Source organism: Streptomyces sp. NPDC002309 (assembly GCF_053593375.1).
On the sequence record NZ_JBSFCI010000007.1, the window covers coordinates 19195 to 39316 of the forward strand.

At 73.8% G+C, this 20122-nt stretch carries 17 protein-coding genes; 6 read left to right on the forward strand and 11 right to left on the reverse strand.

What is annotated here, in order from left to right; translation table 11 throughout:
* Nucleotides 1-14 precede the first annotated feature (14 nt).
* Both mycP and ACWCPM_RS08105 read right to left on the reverse strand, forming a co-directional pair.
* A complete protein-coding gene (gene mycP / locus ACWCPM_RS08100; RefSeq protein ID WP_450975288.1) occupies nt 15-1187 on the reverse strand; it encodes a type VII secretion-associated serine protease mycosin in 1173 nt (390 codons plus the stop codon).
* The gene (locus ACWCPM_RS08105) at nt 1184-2176 is read right to left on the reverse strand and encodes a hypothetical protein (protein ID WP_450975289.1); all 993 of its coding nucleotides are present in this window, start codon (nt 2174-2176) and stop codon (nt 1184-1186) included. The genes mycP and ACWCPM_RS08105 overlap by 4 nt, the downstream gene beginning before the upstream one ends.
* 846 nt (nt 2177-3022) lie before the next feature.
* Here ACWCPM_RS08105 and ACWCPM_RS08110 point away from each other — a divergent pair.
* Nucleotides 3023-4225 carry an amino acid deaminase/aldolase gene (locus ACWCPM_RS08110; RefSeq protein WP_450975290.1) on the forward strand — a complete coding sequence of 401 codons (1203 nt, stop codon included), beginning with the start codon at nt 3023-3025 and terminating at the stop codon, nt 4223-4225.
* Nucleotides 4226-4323: 98 nt separating this feature from the next.
* Here ACWCPM_RS08110 and ACWCPM_RS08115 read toward each other — a convergent pair whose 3' ends face one another.
* The 4 genes from ACWCPM_RS08115 to ACWCPM_RS08130 are packed head-to-tail and all read right to left on the reverse strand — an operon-like array spanning nt 4324 to nt 8845.
* Nucleotides 4324-5247: a DUF2510 domain-containing protein gene (locus ACWCPM_RS08115; protein WP_450975291.1), complete on the reverse strand. Its 924-nt coding sequence runs from the start codon at nt 5245-5247 to the stop codon at nt 4324-4326.
* Nucleotides 5248-5268: 21 nt separating this feature from the next.
* Nucleotides 5269-6060 carry a 3-oxoacyl-ACP reductase gene (locus ACWCPM_RS08120; RefSeq protein WP_450975292.1) on the reverse strand — a complete coding sequence of 264 codons (792 nt, stop codon included), beginning with the start codon at nt 6058-6060 and terminating at the stop codon, nt 5269-5271.
* Nucleotides 6057-7478, reverse strand: coding sequence for an aldehyde dehydrogenase family protein (locus ACWCPM_RS08125; protein ID WP_450975293.1), 1422 nt, complete (start codon nt 7476-7478; stop codon nt 6057-6059). Before ACWCPM_RS08125 ends, ACWCPM_RS08120 begins: the two co-directional genes overlap by 4 nt.
* 8 nt (nt 7479-7486) lie before the next feature.
* Complete coding sequence (locus tag ACWCPM_RS08130; protein WP_450975294.1) at nt 7487-8845, reverse strand: glutamine synthetase family protein; 1359 nt, start codon at nt 8843-8845, stop codon at nt 7487-7489.
* A gap of 117 nt (nt 8846-8962) precedes the next feature.
* Here ACWCPM_RS08130 and ACWCPM_RS08135 point away from each other — a divergent pair, with 117 nt between their 5' ends.
* The 3 genes from ACWCPM_RS08135 (at nt 8963) to ACWCPM_RS08145 (ending at nt 12044) form a co-directional block, all read left to right on the forward strand.
* On the forward strand, nt 8963-9706 hold the full coding sequence (locus ACWCPM_RS08135; protein WP_450975295.1) for a FadR/GntR family transcriptional regulator: 744 nt from the start codon (nt 8963-8965) through the stop codon (nt 9704-9706).
* Between the two features lie 178 nt (nt 9707-9884).
* A complete protein-coding gene (gene eat / locus ACWCPM_RS08140) occupies nt 9885-11330 on the forward strand; it encodes an ethanolamine permease (protein WP_450975296.1) in 1446 nt (481 codons plus the stop codon).
* 33 nt (nt 11331-11363) lie between these two features.
* The gene (locus tag ACWCPM_RS08145; protein WP_450975297.1) at nt 11364-12044 is read left to right on the forward strand and encodes a gamma-glutamyl-gamma-aminobutyrate hydrolase family protein; all 681 of its coding nucleotides are present in this window, start codon (nt 11364-11366) and stop codon (nt 12042-12044) included.
* A gap of 19 nt (nt 12045-12063) precedes the next feature.
* On the opposite strand, the gene ACWCPM_RS08150 is transcribed toward ACWCPM_RS08145, so the two are convergent.
* On the reverse strand, nt 12064-13017 hold the full coding sequence (locus ACWCPM_RS08150; protein ID WP_450975298.1) for a LysR family transcriptional regulator: 954 nt from the start codon (nt 13015-13017) through the stop codon (nt 12064-12066).
* 70 nt (nt 13018-13087) lie between these two features.
* Between ACWCPM_RS08150 and ACWCPM_RS08155 the strand changes: the two genes are divergently transcribed.
* A complete protein-coding gene (locus ACWCPM_RS08155; RefSeq protein ID WP_450975299.1) occupies nt 13088-14227 on the forward strand; it encodes a TDT family transporter in 1140 nt (379 codons plus the stop codon).
* Here ACWCPM_RS08155 and ACWCPM_RS08160 read toward each other — a convergent pair.
* From ACWCPM_RS08160 to ACWCPM_RS08175, 4 genes are all read right to left on the reverse strand, one after another.
* Nucleotides 14139-14864, reverse strand: a complete 726-nt coding sequence (locus ACWCPM_RS08160; protein ID WP_450975458.1) for a helical backbone metal receptor — start codon at nt 14862-14864, stop codon at nt 14139-14141. The genes ACWCPM_RS08155 and ACWCPM_RS08160 overlap by 89 nt on opposite strands.
* The gene (locus ACWCPM_RS08165; protein WP_450975300.1) at nt 14861-15427 is read right to left on the reverse strand and encodes a helix-turn-helix domain-containing protein; all 567 of its coding nucleotides are present in this window, start codon (nt 15425-15427) and stop codon (nt 14861-14863) included. Before ACWCPM_RS08165 ends, ACWCPM_RS08160 begins: the two co-directional genes overlap by 4 nt.
* Before the next feature lie 605 nt (nt 15428-16032).
* Nucleotides 16033-17832: an ABC transporter permease/substrate binding protein gene (locus tag ACWCPM_RS08170; protein WP_450975301.1), complete on the reverse strand. Its 1800-nt coding sequence runs from the start codon at nt 17830-17832 to the stop codon at nt 16033-16035.
* Nucleotides 17825-18907 (reverse strand): quaternary amine ABC transporter ATP-binding protein, encoded by a 1083-nt coding sequence (locus tag ACWCPM_RS08175; protein WP_450975302.1) that lies wholly within the window; start codon nt 18905-18907, stop codon nt 17825-17827. The genes ACWCPM_RS08170 and ACWCPM_RS08175 overlap by 8 nt, the downstream gene beginning before the upstream one ends.
* Before the next feature lie 209 nt (nt 18908-19116).
* Here ACWCPM_RS08175 and ACWCPM_RS08180 point away from each other — a divergent pair, with 209 nt between their 5' ends.
* On the forward strand, nt 19117-20037 hold the full coding sequence (locus ACWCPM_RS08180; protein WP_450975303.1) for a 5'-3' exonuclease: 921 nt from the start codon (nt 19117-19119) through the stop codon (nt 20035-20037).
* The last annotated feature ends 85 nt before the right edge of the window (nt 20038-20122 follow it).

The following is a 20122-nucleotide window of genomic DNA, read 5'->3' on the forward strand; positions in this document are numbered from 1 at the left end:
GCTGACGCGGCGCCCTAGTACGCGTCGTACTCGCGGCGGGCGCGCCAGAGCACCACGGCCGCGACCAGGAGGACGCCGCCCACGCTGCCGGCGAGGGGTCCGGCCCAGCTCGCGGTGGAGTCGTCGGGGCCGGGGGTGTCCGGGCCGGGGCCGAAGTACTTCTGGCCGTACGACGCCGAGCGCAGCCCTTCGGGTGCGAGACGGCCGGCCTCCTCGATGGCGGCCGCCGGGTCGACGAAGCCGAAGCCCCGGGAGTCGTCGCGGCCGTCGGCGGGGGCGTCGCGGGCGGTGTCCTCCAGGAGCCGTTTGATCTGCGCCGGGGTCAGACCGGGGTGGGCCGCCCTGACCAGGGCGACGGCTCCGGAGACGAAGGCGGCGGCGGCACTGGTGCCCCAGCCCTCGTAGTACGTGCGACCGGGGACGGCGATCACGACGTCGACGCCGGGAGCGCTGACCGTGGCGTACCAGCGGCGGGTGGAGAACGAGGCGCGGGTGCCGAGGCGGTCGACGGCGGTCACGGCGATCACGCCGGGGTAGGCGGCCGGGTAGGAGATGTGGTCGCCCTTCTCGCCGCCGTTGCCGGCCGAGGCGACGACCACGGAGCCCTTCCGCAGGGCGTACTGGACGGCCTCGTCCTCGGCGGGTTCGGGGTGCGCGGAGGCGGAGTCGTCGCCGAGGGAGAGGTTGATGACGTCGACGCCCTGGTCGGCGGCCCAGCGGATGCCGTCGGCCAGGGCGTTGCCGCGGGTCTTGCGGGCCTTGGCGCGCGCCGGGTCGTCGTCCTCCAGGATGACGCGGACGGGGAGGATGTCGGCTTCCGGCGCGATGCCCAGGACGCCGTCGCCGTTGCCCTCACCGTGGCCGTGGCCGGCGATGATCCCGGCCATGGCGGTGCCGTGCTTGGCCCATGCCTCGTCTCCGCGCCCGGCGCCGAAGCCCACCATGTCCTTGGTGGCCAGCACGTTGCCCGCGAGGTCGGGGTGCTCGTCGTCGACGCCGGTGTCCAGGACCGCGACGGTGATGCCGGCGCCCTTGGTGGTCTGCCAGGCCGCCTCGGTGTGCATGGCCTCCAGGGCCCACTGCTGGGCGCGGATGCCGTCCGCGTGCGCGGCGGTGGACGGGACCAGGGCGACGGAGGAGGCGAGCAGGACGCCGAGCAGTCCCGCCCTGCGGGTCGTGGGGTTCATGACGACCGCTCCGGGGACGACGTGACGGACTTGCGCAGGCTTCGCTCGACACGGTCGGCGAGGCCCTTCGCCTCGTGGCCGAGACCGGCCTGGGCGACGGCCGTCGTGGCCTTGGCCTGCGTGGCGTCGGCGGCGGACTGGGGCTCGTCGACCGTCCGTGCGTCGGCCCAGCCGGAGACGGCGTACACGACGACGGGGGCGTCGGTGAGCACGGAGACCGTCCAGGACGCCCGCTGCTCGTCGCCGAAGGCCGCCGCGACGGTGTCCCGGGCCGCGTACGGGCGGGGCATCAGGTCGGAACGCCGGTCCAGGCGGTCCTTGTCGAAGCGGGTCTGCAGCGCGCGCATGGCGGTGGCGTCGGCTTTGGTGAAGAGCAGGCCGACGGTGGTGACGTAGCTCTGGGTGGCGTCGGTGTAGGTGGCGCGCAGCAGGCGCTCGCAGCCGACGGTGGCGAGGGCCTTGCTCAGCAGCGGGTCGAAGGCTTCGGCGCAGTCGCCGTCCGGGGCGACGGCGATGCGCGTCCAGAGCCGGTCGGCTCCGCCGGGTCCGGCGCCGTCGCCCTGCACGGTGGGCGGGAACAACTCGTCGACGGGTACGCCGTGCCACATGCCCGCGGCGGCCGCGTAGCTCCCTCGCTCACCGCTCTCCCCGGAGTCCCCGGTGAGCCAACTTCCGGCCACCGCACCGCCGATGAGCCCGGCGCCGAGGACGCAGCAGACGGCCGCCGCGAGGGTGCGCCGCCGGACGCGCGTGCCGGAGGGTCCGCCCCGCGCGGGGTCGCCGAACGCCGTGGTCGCGCCGAGGCCCACCACGGGCCGCGGCGGATCGGCGCTCCAGGACTGGAGGGGGTTCGGCGTCGCGGCCGCGGCACCGGCGGACGTGAATCCGTTCGCCGGCGGAACGCGGAGCCGCCGGGTCGTCTCCGAGGGTCCCTCGACGGGGCGGTGCCCCGGACGGGGCGGCGCGTCGGGGAAGCGGGCGGAGGCCACGGGCGGGGGCGGGGTGGCGGGAGCGGCGTCCTGACCCCGCAGGACACGGCGGGCGGCGAGGCGGGCGTCGACGGGCGACGAGCCGTCCCTCGGGGCCGGGCCGTCGCCTTGAGCCGGGACTCCGGGACGCGTGCCGCCGCCCGGAGAGGTGGGCGTCCGGCGAGCGCCGTCACCCGGCGGGACGGAGCCCGGCCGGGCACCGCTCGCCGACGGCGGCCCGGAACGCGCGTCACCGACCGGCGACGACGACGGCACCGGGCGCGTGCCGCCGACCGGTGCCGCGGGCCCTGGGCGGGTGCCGCCCGCAGCCGACGTGGGCCCCGAACGGCTGCCGCCGACGGCCGATGTCGACCCCGAGCGGGTGCCGCCGCCTGGCGGTGAGGCCCCGGGAAGCGGGCCGGCGCCTGGTAGCGACGGGCCCGAGCGGGCGCCAGCCGACGGCTGAACCGGGTGCGCCGACGGTTGAACCGGGTTCGCCGTCCGGCCCGGTGAGGGTGCGTCGGGCGCCGGGAGGTCGGGGGCGTTCGCGGGCCTCGGCGGCTGGGCAGGGCGAGGCGGGGTCGCCGGGCGGGGCGGGATCGGGGCGTGCTGCGCGTCCGTGCTCATGCGGCCCCCGTTTCCTCGTGCCCGTCTCCCCGTACGCGGGCCGCCTCGTCAAGTCCTCGCACAGATACCCGCACGGACGGTGCGGCATCCCGGCACGACGGCGGGGCGGAGTCATTGCTCCCTGCGTGCGCGTCACTCTACGGGTTGACGCGGCCGATACGGGAACCGGTCCGCGAGGCCGGGGCATCTGCCCGGAACATCCCCCTACCCTGCGGTAATCCTGTCTGGCAGGCTTCGTTCATGACTGCGCGCGCCTCCGACCGGGCCCGTTACGACCGGGCCACCGCCCCTCTCGACGCCCCTGTCGCGATCGTGGACCTGGACGCCTTCGACGCCAACGCGGACGATCTGGTCCGCCGCGCGGGCGGCAAGCCGATCCGCGTCGCCAGCAAGTCCGTGCGCTGCCGCGCCCTGCTCGAACGCGTCCTGGCCAAGGACGGTTTCGCCGGGGTCATGTCGTTCACGCTCGCCGAGTCCCTGTGGCTGGCCCGCTCCGGGTACGAGGACGTGCTCCTCGCCTACCCGTCCGCCGACCGCGCCGGCTTCGCCGAACTCACCTCCGATCCCAAGCTCGCCGCCGCCGTCACGGTCATGGTCGACGACCCCGCCCAGCTGGCCCTCATCGACGGGGCGCGGGACGGCGGCCGCGAAGTCGTGCGGGTCTGCCTGGAGTTGGACACCTCCCTGCGGCTCCTCGGCGGGCGCGTGCGCGTCGGCGCCCGCCGCTCACCGCTGCACTCCCCCGCCGATGTCGCCGACCTGGCCCGGCTGGTGGCCCGGCGGCCGGGGTTCGAGGTCGTGGGGATCATGGCCTACGAGGGACACATCGCCGGGGTCGGGGACGCCGTCCCCGGGCGGCCGGTGCGCTCCCGGGCGGTGCGGCTGATGCAGGCCACCGCGCGGCGGGAACTCGCCGAGCGCCGCGCGGCCGTGGTGCGCGCGGTGCGGGCCGTCGCGCCGGGGCTGGAGTTCGTCAACGGCGGCGGCACAGGCAGTGTGCAGCACACCGCCGCCGAGGACGCGGTCACCGAGATCGGCGCCGGTTCGGGGCTGTACGTGCCGCGGCTGTTCGACAACTACACGTCGTTCAGCGGCCGTCCGGCGGCGCTGTTCGCCCTGCCCGTGGTGCGCAGGCCCGGCGTCGGCGTGGTGACCGTCCTGGGGGGCGGATACCCGGCGTCCGGCGCGGCGGGCGTGGACCGGCTGCCGGTCCCGTACCTGCCCGAGGGTCTGCGGTACGACCCCCAGGAGGGCGCCGGCGAGGTGCAGACGCCTCTGCTCGGCTCACCGGCCGACGATCTGCTGATCGGCGACAAGGTGTGGTTCCGGCACGCCAAGGCCGGCGAGCTGTGCGAGCGGTTCGACACGCTGCACCTGGTCGAGGGGGACCGGGTGACGGCGACCGTGCCGACCTACCGCGGCGAGGGCCGCACGTTCCTGTGACGGCCGGCCGGACGGGTTCCGGTCGCCCGGACGGCTGATGGTCAGCCGGGCGGGTGCTGGTCGACCGGGACGGGTCCTGCTGGCCGGGCGGGTGACGGTCAGCCGGGCGGGCTGATGCCCGCGCCGACCCCGCCGCCGGTGTCCGCGTCGCCGAACGGCCGGATCCCGTCGGTGATCCGGTCCATGTCGGCCGGCGGCGGTCCCTCGGGGCCCGCGTCGAACACATAGCGCACGACGATCCACCCCTGCGTGCCGACGCTGGACCGGAAGGCGAGGGACTGCACATGGCCGCCGGGCCCCTGGGCGGTGACGACCCGCCAGCGCACGAACCATCCGGCACGGCCCGCCACCGCGACCGGCCCCGACGCGACGACCCGGTGCGACTCGATGCCACCGAAGGGGCGCCGGCCCAGGACGTCGCGGTCGTACGCCTCGTCGGCCGCGTCCGCGATGTCCTCCTCGGCCAGTCGCTCGGGCGTCGTGCCCTCGTCCGCGGTGGCCGTGCGGGAGAAGACCAGACCGCGCCGGCACAGACCGGCGTCGCCCGGGCAGTCGTAGGTCCCGTCGGTGGTCATCACGACGTGGTCCAGGCTGATGTTCTCCGGGCGGACCCAGCCGTCGGGCAACGGCAGGGTGATGCCGTTGAGTTCGTCGACGACGACGTCCGGATCGGCCGCCGGGGGCTCGGGCGCCGAGGTCGGCGGCGCGGTGGGCGTGGTGCCCTGCGGCACGGTTCTCGCCCGGGGCCCGTCACCCTTGCCTTCGCCGTCGCCACCCGTGCCGTCGCCGCCCGCGCCGAGGACGACGGCGGCGGTGACCGCGGCTGCGGCCAGGAGCGCCCCGGCGGCGGTGAGGGCCGCGGCCCTGCCGCGCGGGGCCCTGGCTCCGCCGTCCGCCGGGGGCGGCGGGCCGGTCGGCCCGGACGGGCGCCGGTGCCCGGTCCAGGCTGTGCCGTCCCACCAGTGCTCGGTGTGCGGGACCGACGGGTCGGTGTACCAGCCGGGCGGAGGTGAGGTGCTCACCCCGGCACTGTAGGCCGACGGCTACAGCGGTGTGACGTACGCCCCCGAGATCCCGCCGTCCACCAGGAAGTCGGTGGCGTTGACGAAGGAGGCGTCGTCGCTGGCCAGGAACGCGACGGCGGCGGCGATCTCGTCGGCCTCGGCGAACCGGCCGAGCGGGATGTGCACCAGGCGGCGCGCGGCGCGCTCCGGGTCCTTGGCGAACAACTCCTGGAGCAGCGGGGTGTTGACGGGCCCGGGGCAGAGCGCGTTGACGCGGATGCCCTCGCGGGCGAACTGCACGCCGAGTTCACGGGACATCGCGAGGACGCCGCCCTTGGACGCGGTGTAGGAGATCTGCGAGGTGGCCGCGCCCATCCGGGCGACGAAGGACGCGGTGTTGATGATGGACCCCTTGCCCTGGCGGCGCATGTAGGGGATCGCGGCCTTGCAGCACAGGTAGACGGAGGTGAGGTTGACCTCCTGGACGCGCTTCCACGCCTCCAGGCCGGTCTCCAGGATGGAGTCGTCGTCGGGGGGCGAGATCCCGGCGTTGTTGAAGGCGATGTCGACGCTGCCGTACGTCTCGTACGCCGTACGGAACAGCGCCTCGACCCGCTCCGGGTCGGTGACGTCGACGTCGACGTAGATCCCGCCGACCTCCTCGGCGGCGGCCTTGCCGCGGGCCTGGTCGACGTCGCCGCAGACGACGTGCGCGCCCTCGGAGGCGAGCCGCCGGGCGGTGGCGAGACCGATGCCGCTGCCGGCTCCGGTGACGACGGCGGTACGGCCGACCAGCCGGCGGCAGATGCTTTCCTCGGACGTTGCGCTCACTGTGCGGGGCCTTCCGTGCTGGATTCTGTGCTGGATTCTGTGCTGGATGCCGTGCTGGATGCCGTGCTGATGAAGACGTTCTTGGTCTCGGTGAAGGCGGCGAGCGCGTCCGGGCCGAGCTCCCGGCCGATGCCGGACTGCTTGAAGCCGCCGAACGGGGTCCAGTAGCGCACGCTGGAGTGCGAGTTGACGGACAGGTTGCCCGCCCGGACAGCCGCCGAGACGCGCAGGGCGCGACCGACGTCCCGGGTCCAGATGGAGCCCGCGAGGCCGTAGTCGGTGGCGTTGGCCAGGCGCACGGCGTCCGCCTCGTCATCGAAGGGCAGGACCACGGCGACCGGGCCGAAGACCTCCTCGACGGCCACGCGCGCGTCCGGGTCGACGCCGGTCAGGACGGTGGGCGGGAACCAGAAGCCAGGGCCTTCGGGAGCCTTGCCGCGGATACCGGGCGCCCGCGGATCGACGTAGGAGCGGACGCGGTCCAGCTGGGTGCGGGAGATCAGCGGGCCCATGTCCGTGGCCGGGTCGGCGGGGTCGCCGACGGTGACCGCCTCGACGGCGGGGGCGAGCAGCTCCAGGAACCGGTCGTAGGCGGTGCGCTGGACAAGGATGCGGGTGCGGGCGCAGCAGTCCTGGCCGGAGTTGTCGAGGAAGGACATGGGGGCGGCTGCCGCGGCGGCCTCCAGGTCGGCGTCGGCGAAGACGATGTTGGGACTCTTGCCGCCGAGTTCGAGGGTGACGCGCTTGAGGAGGGCCGAGCCCTTGGCGAGCACCTGCTTGCCGACGGCCGTCGATCCGGTGAAGACGATCTTCGCCACGCCGGGGTGCCCGACGAGGGCGTCGCCCGCGACCGGACCGTGGCCGGGGAGCACCTGGAAGAGGCCCTCGGGCAGGCCCGCCTCCAGGGCGAGTTCGGCCAGGCGCAGCGCGGTCAGCGGGGTCGTCTCGGCGGGCTTCAGGATCACGGCGTTGCCCGCCGCGAGGGCCGGTGCGGTGCCCCAGGCCGCGATCGGCATGGGGAAGTTCCAGGGCGCGATGACGCCGACCACGCCGAGCGGTTCGAGGATCGTGACGTCGAGACCGCCCGGCACCGGGATCTGCCGCCCGGTCAGCCGCTCCACTCCCCCGGCCGCGTAGTCGAGCAGGTCGCGGACGTTGCCGGCCTCCCAGCGCGCGTTGCCGATCACATGACCGGCCTCGCGGACCTCCGACTGGGCCAGTTCTTCCAGGTGTTCGTCCACCACGACGGCGAACCGGCGCAGCAGTCGGGCGCGTTCACCGGGGGCCAGGGCGGCCCATCCGGCCTGCGCCCGGGTGGCCCGCAGGACCGCCGCGTCCACGTCCCGCGGTGTGGCGGCGGGGACTGAAGCGATGACCTCCTCCGTCGCGGGGTCGAGCACGTCGAGCAGTCGGGACACCTGATGCCTCACAGACGTTCGAAGGAGCGGCGCAGCTCCCAGTCGGTCACCGCGGCGTCGAAGGCCTTCAGCTCGACGCGCGCCATGTTGCGGTAGTGCGCGACCACCTCGTCGCCGAAGGCCGCCCGGGCGATCGGGCTGTTCTCCCACAGCTCGGCCGCCTCGCGCAGAGTGGCCGGCACCTGTGCGAAGCCGGCGGTGTACGCGTTGCCGGGGCATGCCTCGGGCAGTTCCAGTTTCTGCTCGACGCCGTACAGACCCGCCGCCACCATGCCGGCGACAGCGAGGTACGGGTTGACGTCGCCGCCGGGCAGCCGGTTCTCGAAGCGCAGCGAGCGTCCGTGGCCGACGACCCGCAGCGCGCAGGTGCGGTTGTCGTGGCCCCAGGCGACGGCGGTCGGGGCGAACGATCCCGGCTGGAAGCGCTTGTAGGAGTTGACGTGCGGCGCGTAGAGCAGCGAGAAGTCCCGCAGCGCGGCGAGCTGACCGGCGAGGAAGTGCCGCATGAGCTCGGACATCCCGTCGTCGCCGGGCATCACGGAGCGGCCCTTGTCGTCGGCGAGCGACAGATGGATGTGGCACGAGTTGCCCTCGCGCTCGTCGTACTTGGCCATGAAGGTGATCGCCATGCCCTCCTGGGCGGCGATCTCCTTGGCGCCGGTCTTGTAGATCGCGTGCTGGTCGCAGGTGACGAGGGCCTCGTCGTAGCGGAAGACGATCTCGTGCTGGCCCGGGTTGCACTCGCCCTTGGCGGACTCGACGGTCATGCCGGCGCCGGTCATGTCGTTGCGGATGCGGCGCAGCAGGGGCTCGATGCGGCCGGTGCCGAGGACCGAGTAGTCGATGTTGTACTGGTTGGCCGGGGTGAGCCCGCGGTAGCCGGCGTCCCAGGCCTGCTCGTAGGTGTCCCGGAAGACGATGAACTCCAGCTCGGTGCCGGCCTGCGCGCTCAGGCCCCGTTCGGCGAGGCGGTCCAGCTGGCGGCGCAGGATCTGCCGGGGCGCGGCCACGACCGGTGAGCCGTCGGACCAGGCGAGGTCGGCCATCAGCATGACGGTGGCGGCGTTCCACGGGACGCGGCGCAGGGTGCTCAGGTCGGGATGGAGGGCGAAGTCGCCGTAGCCGCGGTCCCAGGAGGACATCTCGTAGCCGTCGACGGTGTTCATCTCGATGTCGACGGCGAGGAGGTAGTTGCAGCCCTCGGTGCCGTGCTCCAGCACCTCGTCGAGGAAGAAGCGCGCGGCGAACCGCTTGCCCTGCAGACGCCCCTGCATGTCGGGGAAGGCCAGGACGACGGTGTCGATCTCGCCGCCCGCGACGAGGGCGTGCAGTTCCTCGACGCCGAGCGGGGGTGTGCGGTCTGCCACGGGAGGGCCTCCTTGGGGCTTCTTCCGTCGTCTGCCGGCTGCTGTGCCTTCTGCCGGCCTGGCCGGGAGCCATAAGGTATTGCCGAGAACCATTGCTTGGGAAGGGGGCGCGGCAGGATGGCGCTGGATCCGGTGAACCCCGGCGGCGGCACCGGTGACCGGCTGGCACCGGTGCTCCGGCCCGTGCGGGCGGGCAACGGCTTCGAGGAGGCGCTGGAGCAGATCCTGCAGGTCCTCCGGCTGGGGCTGGTGCCCGGCGGAGAGCGGCTGCCCGCCGAGCGGGAGCTCGCCGAGCGGCTCGGGATCAGCCGGGTGACGCTGCGCGAGGTCCTGAAGGTGCTCCAGGACCAGGGGCTGGTGGAGGCACGGCGGGGGCGGTACGGCGGGACGTTCGTGCTGCCGCGCGCGGACGCCGGCGGCGAGGACGAGCTGCGGCGGCGGGTGGCGGGGGTCGACATCGAGGACGTGCTGCGCTTCCGCGAGGTGCTGGAGGTGGGCGCGGCCGGGCTGTGCGCGGCGCACGGGCTCACGGACCGGCAGGCGCGGCGGCTGCGTGAGGCGCTGGCGGCGACGCAGGAGGCTCCGCTGGCCGACTACCGGCGGCTGGACACGCTGCTGCACCTCACGCTCGCCGAGCTGTCCGGGTCGCCGACGCTGACCGCGCAGTACGCGGCCGTGCGGGCCACGGTCAACGACCTGCTGGACTGCATCCCGCTGCTGGTGCGCAACCTGGAGCACTCGCAGCGTCAGCACGCCGCCGTGGTGGAGGCGGTGCTCGACGGGGACGCGGACGCGGCGCGGGAGATCATGCGGGAGCACTGCGGGGGGACGGCGGCGCTGTTGCGCGGGTTCCTGACCTGATCCGGGCGGCGGCCGCCGTGCCGGGCGGCGTTCACCGCGGATCGACGCACGGGTCTTGCTTTTCCCTGCCCGGCCGCACAAAGGTGTGCAACCACTCCATTGAGCCGGCGGCCGGTGAACGGCCGCGGCGCCTCAGTCGACCCGTCCTCCGTGTCCGCCGCCCCCTGGGGAGCCGTCCATGACCGTCGATCCCGCAACACCGCCCAACGCCCCCGAGACGGACGACTACCTGGAACGCCGGGCACTGCGCCGCGGCAGCGCCGGCTGGCTGCTGCTGACCGGCCTCGGCGTCGCCTACGTCGTCTCCGGCGACTACTCGGGCTGGAACTTCGGCCTGGCGGAGGGCGGCTTCGGCGGCCTGGCCGTCGCCATGCTGCTCATGGGCGCCATGTACACCTGCATGGTCTTCGCCCTCGCCGAGCTCTCCTCGATCCTTCCCACGGCGGGCGGCGGCTACGGCTTCGCCCGCCGCGCCCTCGGCCCGTGGGGAGGCTTCCTGACGGGCACGGCGATCCTCATCGAGTACATCCTGGCGCCCGCCGCCATCGTCATCTTCATCGGTGACTACGTCGAGTCGCTCGGCCTGTTCGGCCTGGAGTCCGGCTGGCCGATGTACCTGGTCTGCTTCGCGATCTTCCTCGGCATCCATCTGTGGGGCGTGGGCGAGGCCCTGCGCTTCAGCTTCGTCGTCACGGGCATCGCGGTGGCCGCGCTGATCGTGTTCGCGGTGGCGGCCCTGCCCTCCTTCGACTTCTCCTCGCTCGACGACATCCCGGTGGACCCCGGCGCGCTCGGCGCGAACTCCTGGCTGCCCATGGGCCTGCTCGGCATCTGGGCGGCGTTCCCGTTCGGCATGTGGTTCTTCCTCGGCGTCGAGGGCGTGCCGCTGGCCGCCGAGGAGACCCGGGACCCCGCCCGCACGCTGCCGAAGGCGATCCGCTGGTCCATGGGCATCCTGGTGGTCCTGGCGGTGGTCACCTTCTTCGCGGCGGCCGGCGCGCGCGGTTCCGCGGCGGTCCAGGACGCGGGCAACCCGCTGGTGGAGGCGCTCCAGCCGGACGGCGAGGCGACCGCGCTCAGCCGGATCGTGAACTACGCCGGTCTCGCGGGTCTGGTGGCCTCGTTCTTCTCCCTGATCTACGCCGGCTCGCGCCAGTTGTTCGCGCTCTCCCGAGCGGGCTACCTGCCGCGGTTCCTGTCGCTGACGAGCAGCCGCAAGGCCCCGTACCTGGGACTGCTGGTGCCGGGGGCGATCGGCTTCGGCCTGGCCGCCGCTACGGGCGACGGTGCCCGGCTGCTGAACGTCGCGGTCTTCGGCGCGACGATCAGCTACGCGCTGATGTCCCTGTCCCACATCGTGCTGCGCCGCCGCGAGCCCGGTCTGCCCCGGCCGTACCGGACGCCCGGCGGTGTGCTGACGTCCTCCGTGGCCCTGGTCCTGGCCTGCGCGGCGCTGGTGGCCACGTTCCTGGTCGACGTCACCGCCGCGTTCATCGCGCTCGGCGTGTACGTCGTGGCCGTGGCCTACTTCGGCCTCTACAGCCGCAAGCGGCTGGTGGCGAAGGCGCCGGAGGAGGAATTCGCGGCCCTGGCCGCGGCCGAGGCAGAGTTGGTCAGGGACTGAGAGCACCGGTCCCGCGACACGAGGGAGCGCAGGGTGACACGACCGCTGATCGGCGTCAGCACCTACCTGGAGGCGGGCGCGCGCTGGGGTGTGTGGGAGCTGGACGCGGCCCTGCTCCCGGCGGCCTATCCACGGCTGGTGCAGCGGGCGGGCGGGCTGGCCGCGATGCTGCCGCCGGACGATCCGGAGCACGCGGCGGCGGCGGTCGCCCGTCTGGACGGCCTGGTCGTCGCGGGCGGGCCCGACGTCGACCCGGCGCGCTACGGCGCGGAGCGCGACCCGCGCACCGGCCCGCCCGCCCGGGCTCGCGACACCTGGGAACTCGCGCTGATCGGCGCCGCGCTGGCGGCACGGGTGCCGCTGCTCGGCATCTGCCGGGGGATGCAGCTGCTCAACGTCGCCCTCGGCGGCACCCTCGTGCAGCATCTCGACGGACACGCGCAGGCCGTCGGGGTCTTCGGCGGCCACGCCGTCAAGCCGGTCCCGGGGACCCGGTACGCCGGTGCCGTGCCGGAGGAGGCGACCGTACCGACGTACCACCACCAGTCCGTGGACCGGCTCGGCACGGGTCTGGTCGCTACGGCCCACGCCGCGGACGGGACCGTGGAGGCCCTCGAACTGCCGGGCGAGCACTGGGTGCTGGGGGTGCAGTGGCATCCGGAGATGGGTGAGGACCTGCGGGTGATGCGGGCGCTGGTCGCGGCGTCGGGGTGACCGGCGGCGCGCCCGCCGCTCACCTCCCCTGCGGCGGGTTCCGCGTCAGCCCGAGCAGTTCCCGCGCCGGCCCCGCCGGCCGGTGGCCCGTGCGCCACACGGCCCGCAGCTCACGGCGCAGCGGCACGCCGTCAACGGGGACGCTCACCAGGCGCCGGGTCGCGAGTTCCTCGCCGACCGCCAGTTCGCTGAGCACGGCCGGTCCCGCGCCACCGACCGCCGACGCCTTCACCGCGGTCGTGGAGGACACCTCGATCAGGGGACGGGCCAGGCCGCCCAGGGCCGCGTCGAGGACCTGACGGGTGCCCGAGCCCTTCTCCCGCAGGACCAGCGGGGTCGCCGCCAGCTCCTCCGCCGGCAGCGGGCGGCGCCGGCGGGCCCAAGGGTGGCCCGGTGCCGTCACGACGACGAGGTGGTCATGGGCGACGACCACCGAGTCCAGCCCCGCCGGTACCGTCAGCCCCTCCACGAAACCGAGGTCGGCCTCGTCGGACAGGAGCCGCTGCGCGACGGCCGCCGAGTTGCCCGCGAGCAGCGACACCGCCGTGTCGGGACACTCCACGCGCAGCGCCAGCAGCCAGCCCGGCAGCAGGTACTCGGCGATGGTCATGCTGGCCGCGACCCGCAGCCGCGAGTCCCGCCGGTCCCGCAGCGCCTGCGCCCCCACGTCGAAGGCGGCCGCGGCCTCCACGATCCGCCGCGCCCAGTCCGTCACCAGCACACCGGCGTCGGTGAGCCGGGAGCCGCGCGGTGATCGGTCCACCAGCGCCACCCCCAACTGCCGCTCCATGGAGCGGATCCTGCTGCTCGCCGCGGGCTGCGTGACACCGACCTCCCGGGCCGCCGCGCCCAGGCTCCCCAGCCGCGCCACGGCCAGCAGCAGTTCCAGCGCCCCGAGATCCGGGACCCTATGCGCCAGCGAACCGACCCCCGGAGGCGTCCGTCCGTTTCCCTGCCCCTCAGCCGCGCTCATAACCCCACCTTATGTCCCCATAGAGACAAGGTCCCTGGTGGTGGGCCCGGACCGACGGGACGGTGACGGCATGGTCACCACCACCCACCCGCTGCCGCGCCCCACCGGGCGTGCCCGCGCCGTCCGTCACCTCGGACCGAACTGGTACTCCTGCGTGATGGGCACCGCCGTCGTCGCCACCGCCGGCGCCGCGCTCCCCGTACGGCTCCCGGGCCTGCGCACGGCCTGCGCGGGCGTCTGGGCGCTGTCCCTGGTCCTGCTGGCCGCCTTGCTCCTCGCGCGGGCCCTGCACTGGATCCACCACCGCGACCAGGCGCGCGCCCACCTCCTGGACCCGGCGATGGCGCCCTTCCACGGCTGCGCGGCGATGGCCCTGGTAGCGGTCGGAGCCGCCACGGTCACCGTGGGCCGGGACTGGATCGGCACCGGGGCGGCCGCGGCGCTGGACGCCGTGCTGTTCACGGCCGGGACGGTCCTCGGGCTGACGGTCGCCGTCGCCGTGCCGTACCTGCTGGCCGCGCACGGCCGGCTCGATCGACGGCAGGCGACCCCGGTGTGGTTGCTGCCACTGGTGGCTCCCATGGTCTCCGCGGCCGCCGGGCCGCTGCTCGTGCCGTACCTGCCGCACGGTCCGGTACGGACGGTGCTGCCGTACGCCTGCGCGGTGATGGCCGTGCTGAGCCTGCTCGCCACCCTGCTCGCGCTGCCCGTCGTCTTCGCGCGCCTGCTCACCGCGGGCCCGCTGCCGCTCGCCCTCACGCCGACGCTGTTCCTGGTGCTGGGCCCGCTGGGGCAGTCGACGACCGCCGTCGGCACCATCGTGGACGCCGCGCCCTTCGGCGACGGCGTCCTCGTCGCGCTGTACGGCGTGCCCGTGCTGGGCTTCGCCCTGCTGTGGGCCGCGTCGGCGACCGTGCTGGTACTGCGGGCCCGTCGCGGGGGGATGCGTTTCTCGATGACGTGGTGGGCGTTCACCTTCCCCGTCGGCACCTGCGTGACCGGCGCCGAGGCCCTCGGGCGGCACACGGGCCTGGACGCCTTCGACTGGCTCGCGACGGGTCTGTACGTCGTCCTGGTCGCCGCCTGGGCCGCCGTCGCCGTGCGCACGGCGCGCGGGCTGCTCAGCTCAGAGCTGCCCGCAGGGCCTCGCCCAGCACCCGCGGCGCCTCGCCGAGCGACGGTCCGTACCACGTCAGGTGCCGTCCGCTGACGAGCGCGCAGGGCAGCCCCTCGAATGCGTCCGGGCCGTCGTCGGCCGTGAAGCGGTACGGCTCGTCCGGCAGGACCACCACGTCGGGAGCGGCGGCGCGCAGGGCGTCGAGGGAAACCCTCGGGTAGCGGTCCGCGTGGTCCGCGTAGCGGTGGTCGACGCCCAGGCGGGCCAGGACGTCCCCCGCGAAGGTGGCGCGGCCCAGCACCATCCAGGGCCGCCGCCAGATCGGCACGACGGCCGTCAGCCGCGCCCCCGGGACCGGGAGCCGCGCCCAGGCGGCCTCCGCGTCCCGCAGCCACGCCGGGCGCGTCCCGGCGCCGCACGCGTCCAGGACGCGCGCCAGCTCCCCGAAGCCCTGCGGCACGTCCCGCACCTCGGTCACCAGCACGTCCACGCCGGCCGCGCGCAGGGCGTCGAGGTCGGCGGCCCGGTTCTCCTCCTCGTTGGCGACCACCAGGTCGGGGGCGAGGTCGAGGACCCGGCCGACGTCGGGGTTCTTGGTGCCGCCGACACGGGTGACGTCCAGGCCCGCCGGGTGGGCGCACCAGTCGGTGGCGCCGACCAGGACCCCGGGAACGGACACCGCGACGGCCTCCGTCAGGGAGGGCACCAGGGAGACGACGCGCGCGGTCAGCGGTGCCGGTCCTGGACGGCCTCGATGTGCTCGGCGACGGCGACCACCAGCACGCGGGTGTCCGGCACGGTCGCCCGCCAGCGGTGGCGCACGCCCCCGGTGAGGTACAGGGTGTCGCCGCGGCCGAGGCGGTACGCGCGGCCCTCCGCCTCGATCTCGACCGCGCCGTCGGCGACGTACAGCAACTGGTCGTTGCGGTACTGGATCTCACGACCCGCCTCGTGGTCGCCGGTGAACTCCGAGGCGTGCATCTGGTGATGACCTCGCACGAGGGAGCGCACCTGCGGATACAGGCCCTGGTCCACGGTGTCGGCGCGCACCACGTCGACGCTGCACGCCGGGTCGGCGGCGGCGAGGAGTTCCACGGCGGTGGTGCGCAGGGCGTCGGCGACCTTCTCCAGGGAGCTCTGACTGGGCCGCGCCCGGTCGTTCTCGACCTGGCTCAGGAAGGGCACCGAAAGGCCGCTGCGGTCGGCCACGACGGCGAGGGTGAGCTCCAGGGCGCGGCGGCGGCGCCGTACGGCGGCACCCACCCGAAGGGGCTGTTCTTTGTGGTCGCCCATCGCTCCGGCTCCCTCCTTCGCTCGTCGGCCGCTCGTCGTACGCCGCTGTCCGGGCGCACTCCTTTCTGATGAGTTCTCTGCACCCTATGCATGTTCGGCAAACCGTTTCACGCGGCCGTCACATCGCGGTCACGCGGCGTGCCCCGGGACCTCACAGTTCGCGCCACCGGAACGGCCTCGCGGCGTCGCCCGCCACGGCCTCCTCCTTCACGGCGAACGCCCTGGCCGGCGGGCCGGACTCCGCCTCGCGCCCCAGGACCGGGGCAGCACGCCCGCGAGCCCGATCCTCGATCACTACGAGCGTCCCGCTGTTCGGTTCAATGCGCGACCGGTCGCCGATGTTCCCGCCGCGGACCCTTGGCCGGCAAGGGGCCCGAGGCCCGGCGCCCCGCGCGCGGTGCGGTGCGGTCGGCGTCGCGGGGCTCGGGCGGTGGGTGGCGCTGCGTGGTTGTCCGGATCCTTTTCGTGCCCGGAGGGTGCACGCCGCGTGCCCGGGATGCCACGAGGGGTGGGCGTGACGCCCGCACACGCGCGTGCGTGTACGTCGCCGCCCACCCCTCGCCCCGGCGGCCGGACCGGTCAGGTCGACCGGCCGCCCGGCTCCTTCACTCCCCCACCGGCGCCCACTTGTCGACCAGCCCGGGGTTCTGCTTCAGCCAGGTGCGCACGGCCTCCTGCTCCTGCCCCTTGCCGGCCTTCTGGATCCGCGCCTCCAGTCCGGTGAGCTGCCGCTCCGTCATGGAGAAGTCCCGCAGCCACCGGCCGACCTCGGGGTTGTCGGCGGCGAAGCCCTTGCGGGAGAGGGTGTGCACGCCGTCGCCCTCGCCCCAGGCGCCCTTCGGGTCCTTGAGCTTCTTCAGGTCGTAGTCGCTGTACGCCCAGTGCGGCGACCAGAGAGTGACGACGATCGGCTGCTTCTTGGCGTACGCCCGCTTGAGCTCGGCGAGCATCGCGGGGGTGGAGCCGTCGACCACCTCGTAGGAGCCCTGGAGCCCGTACTCCCCCAGCACCTTGTCCTTGAGCATGCCCATCATCCCGGCGCTCGGCTCGATGCCGACGATCCTGCCGTCGAGGTCGGAGGCGTGGCTCTTCAGGTCCTCCAGGGAGTTCACGTCCTTCATGTAGGACGGGACGCTCAGCTCCAGGGAGGTGGGACCGAACCACGAACCGAGGTCGTCGAGCTGCTTGCCGTACTTCTTCCAGTACTCGGCGTGCGTGGTGGGCAGCCAGGAGTCGGTCTGGAAGTCGACCTGGCCCGTGGCGAGGCCGGTGTAGAGCGGTCCGGCCGTGTACTGCGTGGCGGTGACCTCGAAACCGCGCCGCTCCAGGAGCTCCTTCCACAGGAACGTGGAGGCGATGCCCTCGTCCCAGGGGATGTAGCCGAGCTTGATCTCCTTGCCCTTGCCGACGTCCGTGGCCGAGGCCTGGGCGGTGCCGGCGGAGGAGCCGAAGACGCCCATGCCCCCGGCGACCAGGGCGAGCACGACCACGCCGACGACCGCGACGACGGGACGGGGACGGTGCTCCCACACCCGGCGGTCGCCCGCGGCTCGGGCCCGGGCGGCGGCCCGGCGGCCCAGCGGGGAGATCTGCTCGCCGAGCGCGCCGGTGATCCGGTCCAGGTAGATGGCGAGGACGACGATGCCGAGACCCGCCTCGAAGCCGAGGCCGATGTCGAGCCGGCCGATCGCCTCGTTGACGGCGCCGCCGAGGCCGCCGGTGCCGACCATGCCGGCGATGACCACCATCGACAGACCGAGCATGATCACCTGGTTGACGCCCGCCATGATGGTCGGCAGGGCGAGGGGCAGCTGCACCCGCAGCAGGGTGTCGCGGGGCCTGGTGCCGAACGCCTCGGCGGCCTCCACGAGTTCGGCGTCGACCTGGCGGATGCCCAGTTCGGTCATCCGGACACCGGGCGCGAGGGCGAAGATCAGCGTCGCCACCACGCCGGCCGGCACGCCCATGCCGAAGAACAGGATCGCCGGGATCAGCAGCACCATCGACGGCATCGTCTGGAGCAGGTCCAGCACCGGCCGGACGAACGCGCTCACGGTCTTGGAGCGTGCGGACCAGATGCCGAGGGGTATGGAGATCACCAGGGCGATCACGGTCGCCACGATCACCAGGGCCAGCGTCGACATGGCCTGTTCCCACAGGTCCAGCGAGTCGACGAGGGCGAAGCCGGCGAAGGCCAGGACGCCGCCCGGCAGGCCGCGCAGCCACCAGGCGAGCACCGCGAGGATGCCGGCCAGGAGCAGCGGCTCCGGGGCGGTGAGCACCTCGCTGATGACGTCGTACATGCCCTCGACCACGGCCTTGACCGCGTCGAAGAGCCAGGCGAGGTGGGTGACGAGCCAGGCGACGCCGGAGTCGACCCAGTCACCGAGACGCAGCCTAGGCATCGGCGGTCACCGCCTTCGCGCGCGGCTGGTCGCAGGGCACGGGAGGTGCGCCCCGCTCGTCGCCGAGGAAGCCGACCAGGCGCTGCCTGGGCACCACTCCGACGAGCTCGCGCCCCCTGCCGAGCACGGCGACGGGGTGCGCCACCCGGGCGCTGATCGCGCACAGCTCGGTGAACGGGGTGTCGGGCGTCGCGGTCTCACAGGCGCAGTCGGCCTCGTCGCCGCGGACGTCGCCGTCCATGACGGCACCCGCGGTCAGCACCCGGGAGCGGTCGACGTCCGCGATGAAGGAGGCGACGTAGTCGTTCGCGGGACGCAGCAGGATGTCCTCGGCGGTGCCGGTCTGCACGATCCGGCCGTCGCGCATGACGGCGATCCGGTCGCCCAGGCGCATGGCCTCGTTCAGGTCGTGGGTGATGAAGACGATGGTCTTCCTCAGCGTGCGCTGGAGCTCCAGCAGCTGGTCCTGCATGTCGCGGCGGATCAGCGGATCCAGCGCGCTGAAGGACTCGTCCATCAGGAGCACGTCGGCGTCGGTGGCGAGCGCACGGGCGAGGCCGACGCGCTGCTGCATACCGCCGGACAGCTCGTCCGGCCAGGACTTCCCCCAGCCGTCCAGTCCGCACAGCGCGAGCGCCTCACCGGCCCGGCGCTCGCGCTCGCCGCGCGGCACGCCCTGCACGGCCAGGCCGTAGGCGGCGTTCTCCAGGACGCTGCGGTGCGGGAACAGCGCGAAGTGCTGGAAGACCATGCTGATCTTCTTCGCGCGGACCTCTCGCAGCTCGCGGTCGGCGAGCGCCGTCAGGTCCTGGCCGTCGAAGGCGACGGTTCCGGCGGTGGGCTCCAGCAGGCCGTTGAGCATGCGCAGCAGGGTGGACTTGCCGGACCCCGACAGGCCCATCACGACGAAGATCTCGCCCGGTTCCACGGTGAAGGACGCGTCGATCACGGCGGCGGTGGTGCCGTCGCCCCGCAACTCCTCCCTGTCCGCTCCCTCGCGGAGCCGGTCCACTGCCTCGTCCGGTCGTCTGCCGAACACCTTGTAGAGATGCTGGGCCTCAAGCCTGGCTGACACGCGAACCTCTTGTCTCGAAGGCGATGATCGGAGACGAACGGCCGTAGTGCCGCAAACGGTTGAAAGCGCAACCGGACTCGCTCCGAGCCCGCGCCTGCCCAGAGGCGTCCCGGGCAAACACGACCGTGATCGGCTTCACAGGGGGTTCACGACTGCCACGCCCCGGTCATGACGGGGTGACTGTCGGTGGGGTACGGCATGATGCGGACGTGACCGGACGACTGATGCTCCTCGACACCGCCTCGCTCTACTTCCGCGCCTACTTCGGCGTACCGGACTCGGTGAGGGCACCGGACGGCACTCCCGTGAACGCCGTACGCGGACTGCTCGACTTCATCGAGCGGCTCGTCAGGGACCACCGGCCCACGCACCTGGTGGCGTGCATGGACGCCGACTGGCGTCCGCAGTGGCGGGTCGACCTGATCCCCTCGTACAAGGCGCACCGGGTCGCCGAGGAGCACGAGGGCGGACCGGACGAGGAGCAGGTGCCGGACACGCTGTCACCGCAGGTGCCGGTGATCGAGGCGGTCCTGGACGCGCTCGGCATCGCGCGCGTCGGGGTCGAGGGGTACGAGGCGGACGACGTCATCGGCACGTTCACCGCGCGGGCCACGGGCCCGGTCGACATCGTGACCGGCGACCGCGACCTCTACCAGCTGGTGGACGACGCGCGCGGCGTGCGCGTGCTGTACCCGCTGAAAGGCGTGGGCACCCTCCAGCTCACGGACGAGGCGTGGCTGCGCGAGAAGTACGGCGTCGACGGCGGCGGGTACGCGGACCTGGCCCTGCTGCGCGGCGACCCGAGCGACGGACTTCCGGGCGTGCCGGGCATCGGCGAGAAGACCGCCGCGAAGCTGCTGGCGGAGTTCGGCGACCTGGCCGGAATCCTGGCCGCGGTCGACGACCGGCAGGCGAAGCTGACGCCCACGCAGCGCAAGCGGCTGGACGAGTCGCGGCCCTACCTCGCGGTGGCGCCTACGGTCGTCCGGGTGGCGTCCGACGTGCCGCTGCCGGACGTCGGGACGGCGGTGCCGCGCACACCGCGCGATCCGGCGGCGCTGGAGGCGTTGTCGGCGCGCTGGGGGCTGGGCGGCGCGCTGCAGCGCCTCCTCACCACGCTCGAATCGTGATGATTCCGACATTCGGCCTCATAGACTTGAACATCTGAGAGACGCACTCGAACAGCTGAGAGGCATCGACGGGGCGGGGATGCTA

Bases quoted from the DNA above. Each gene is read 5' to 3' on its own strand.
- ACWCPM_RS08155 (WP_450975299.1), top strand. From the start codon at position 13,088: ATGGTCACCACCACCCACCCGCTGCCGCGCCCCACCGGGCGTGCCCGC.
- ACWCPM_RS08170 (WP_450975301.1), bottom strand. From the start codon at position 17,832: ATGCCTAGGCTGCGTCTCGGTGACTGGGTCGACTCCGGCGTCGCCTGG.
- eat (WP_450975296.1), top strand. From the start codon at position 9,885: ATGACCGTCGATCCCGCAACACCGCCCAACGCCCCCGAGACGGACGAC.
- ACWCPM_RS08135 (WP_450975295.1), top strand. From the start codon at position 8,963: ATGGCGCTGGATCCGGTGAACCCCGGCGGCGGCACCGGTGACCGGCTG.
- mycP (WP_450975288.1), bottom strand. From the start codon at position 1,187: ATGAACCCCACGACCCGCAGGGCGGGACTGCTCGGCGTCCTGCTCGCC.
- ACWCPM_RS08165 (WP_450975300.1), bottom strand. From the start codon at position 15,427: ATGGGCGACCACAAAGAACAGCCCCTTCGGGTGGGTGCCGCCGTACGG.
- ACWCPM_RS08150 (WP_450975298.1), bottom strand. From the start codon at position 13,017: ATGAGCGCGGCTGAGGGGCAGGGAAACGGACGGACGCCTCCGGGGGTC.
- ACWCPM_RS08110 (WP_450975290.1), top strand. From the start codon at position 3,023: ATGACTGCGCGCGCCTCCGACCGGGCCCGTTACGACCGGGCCACCGCC.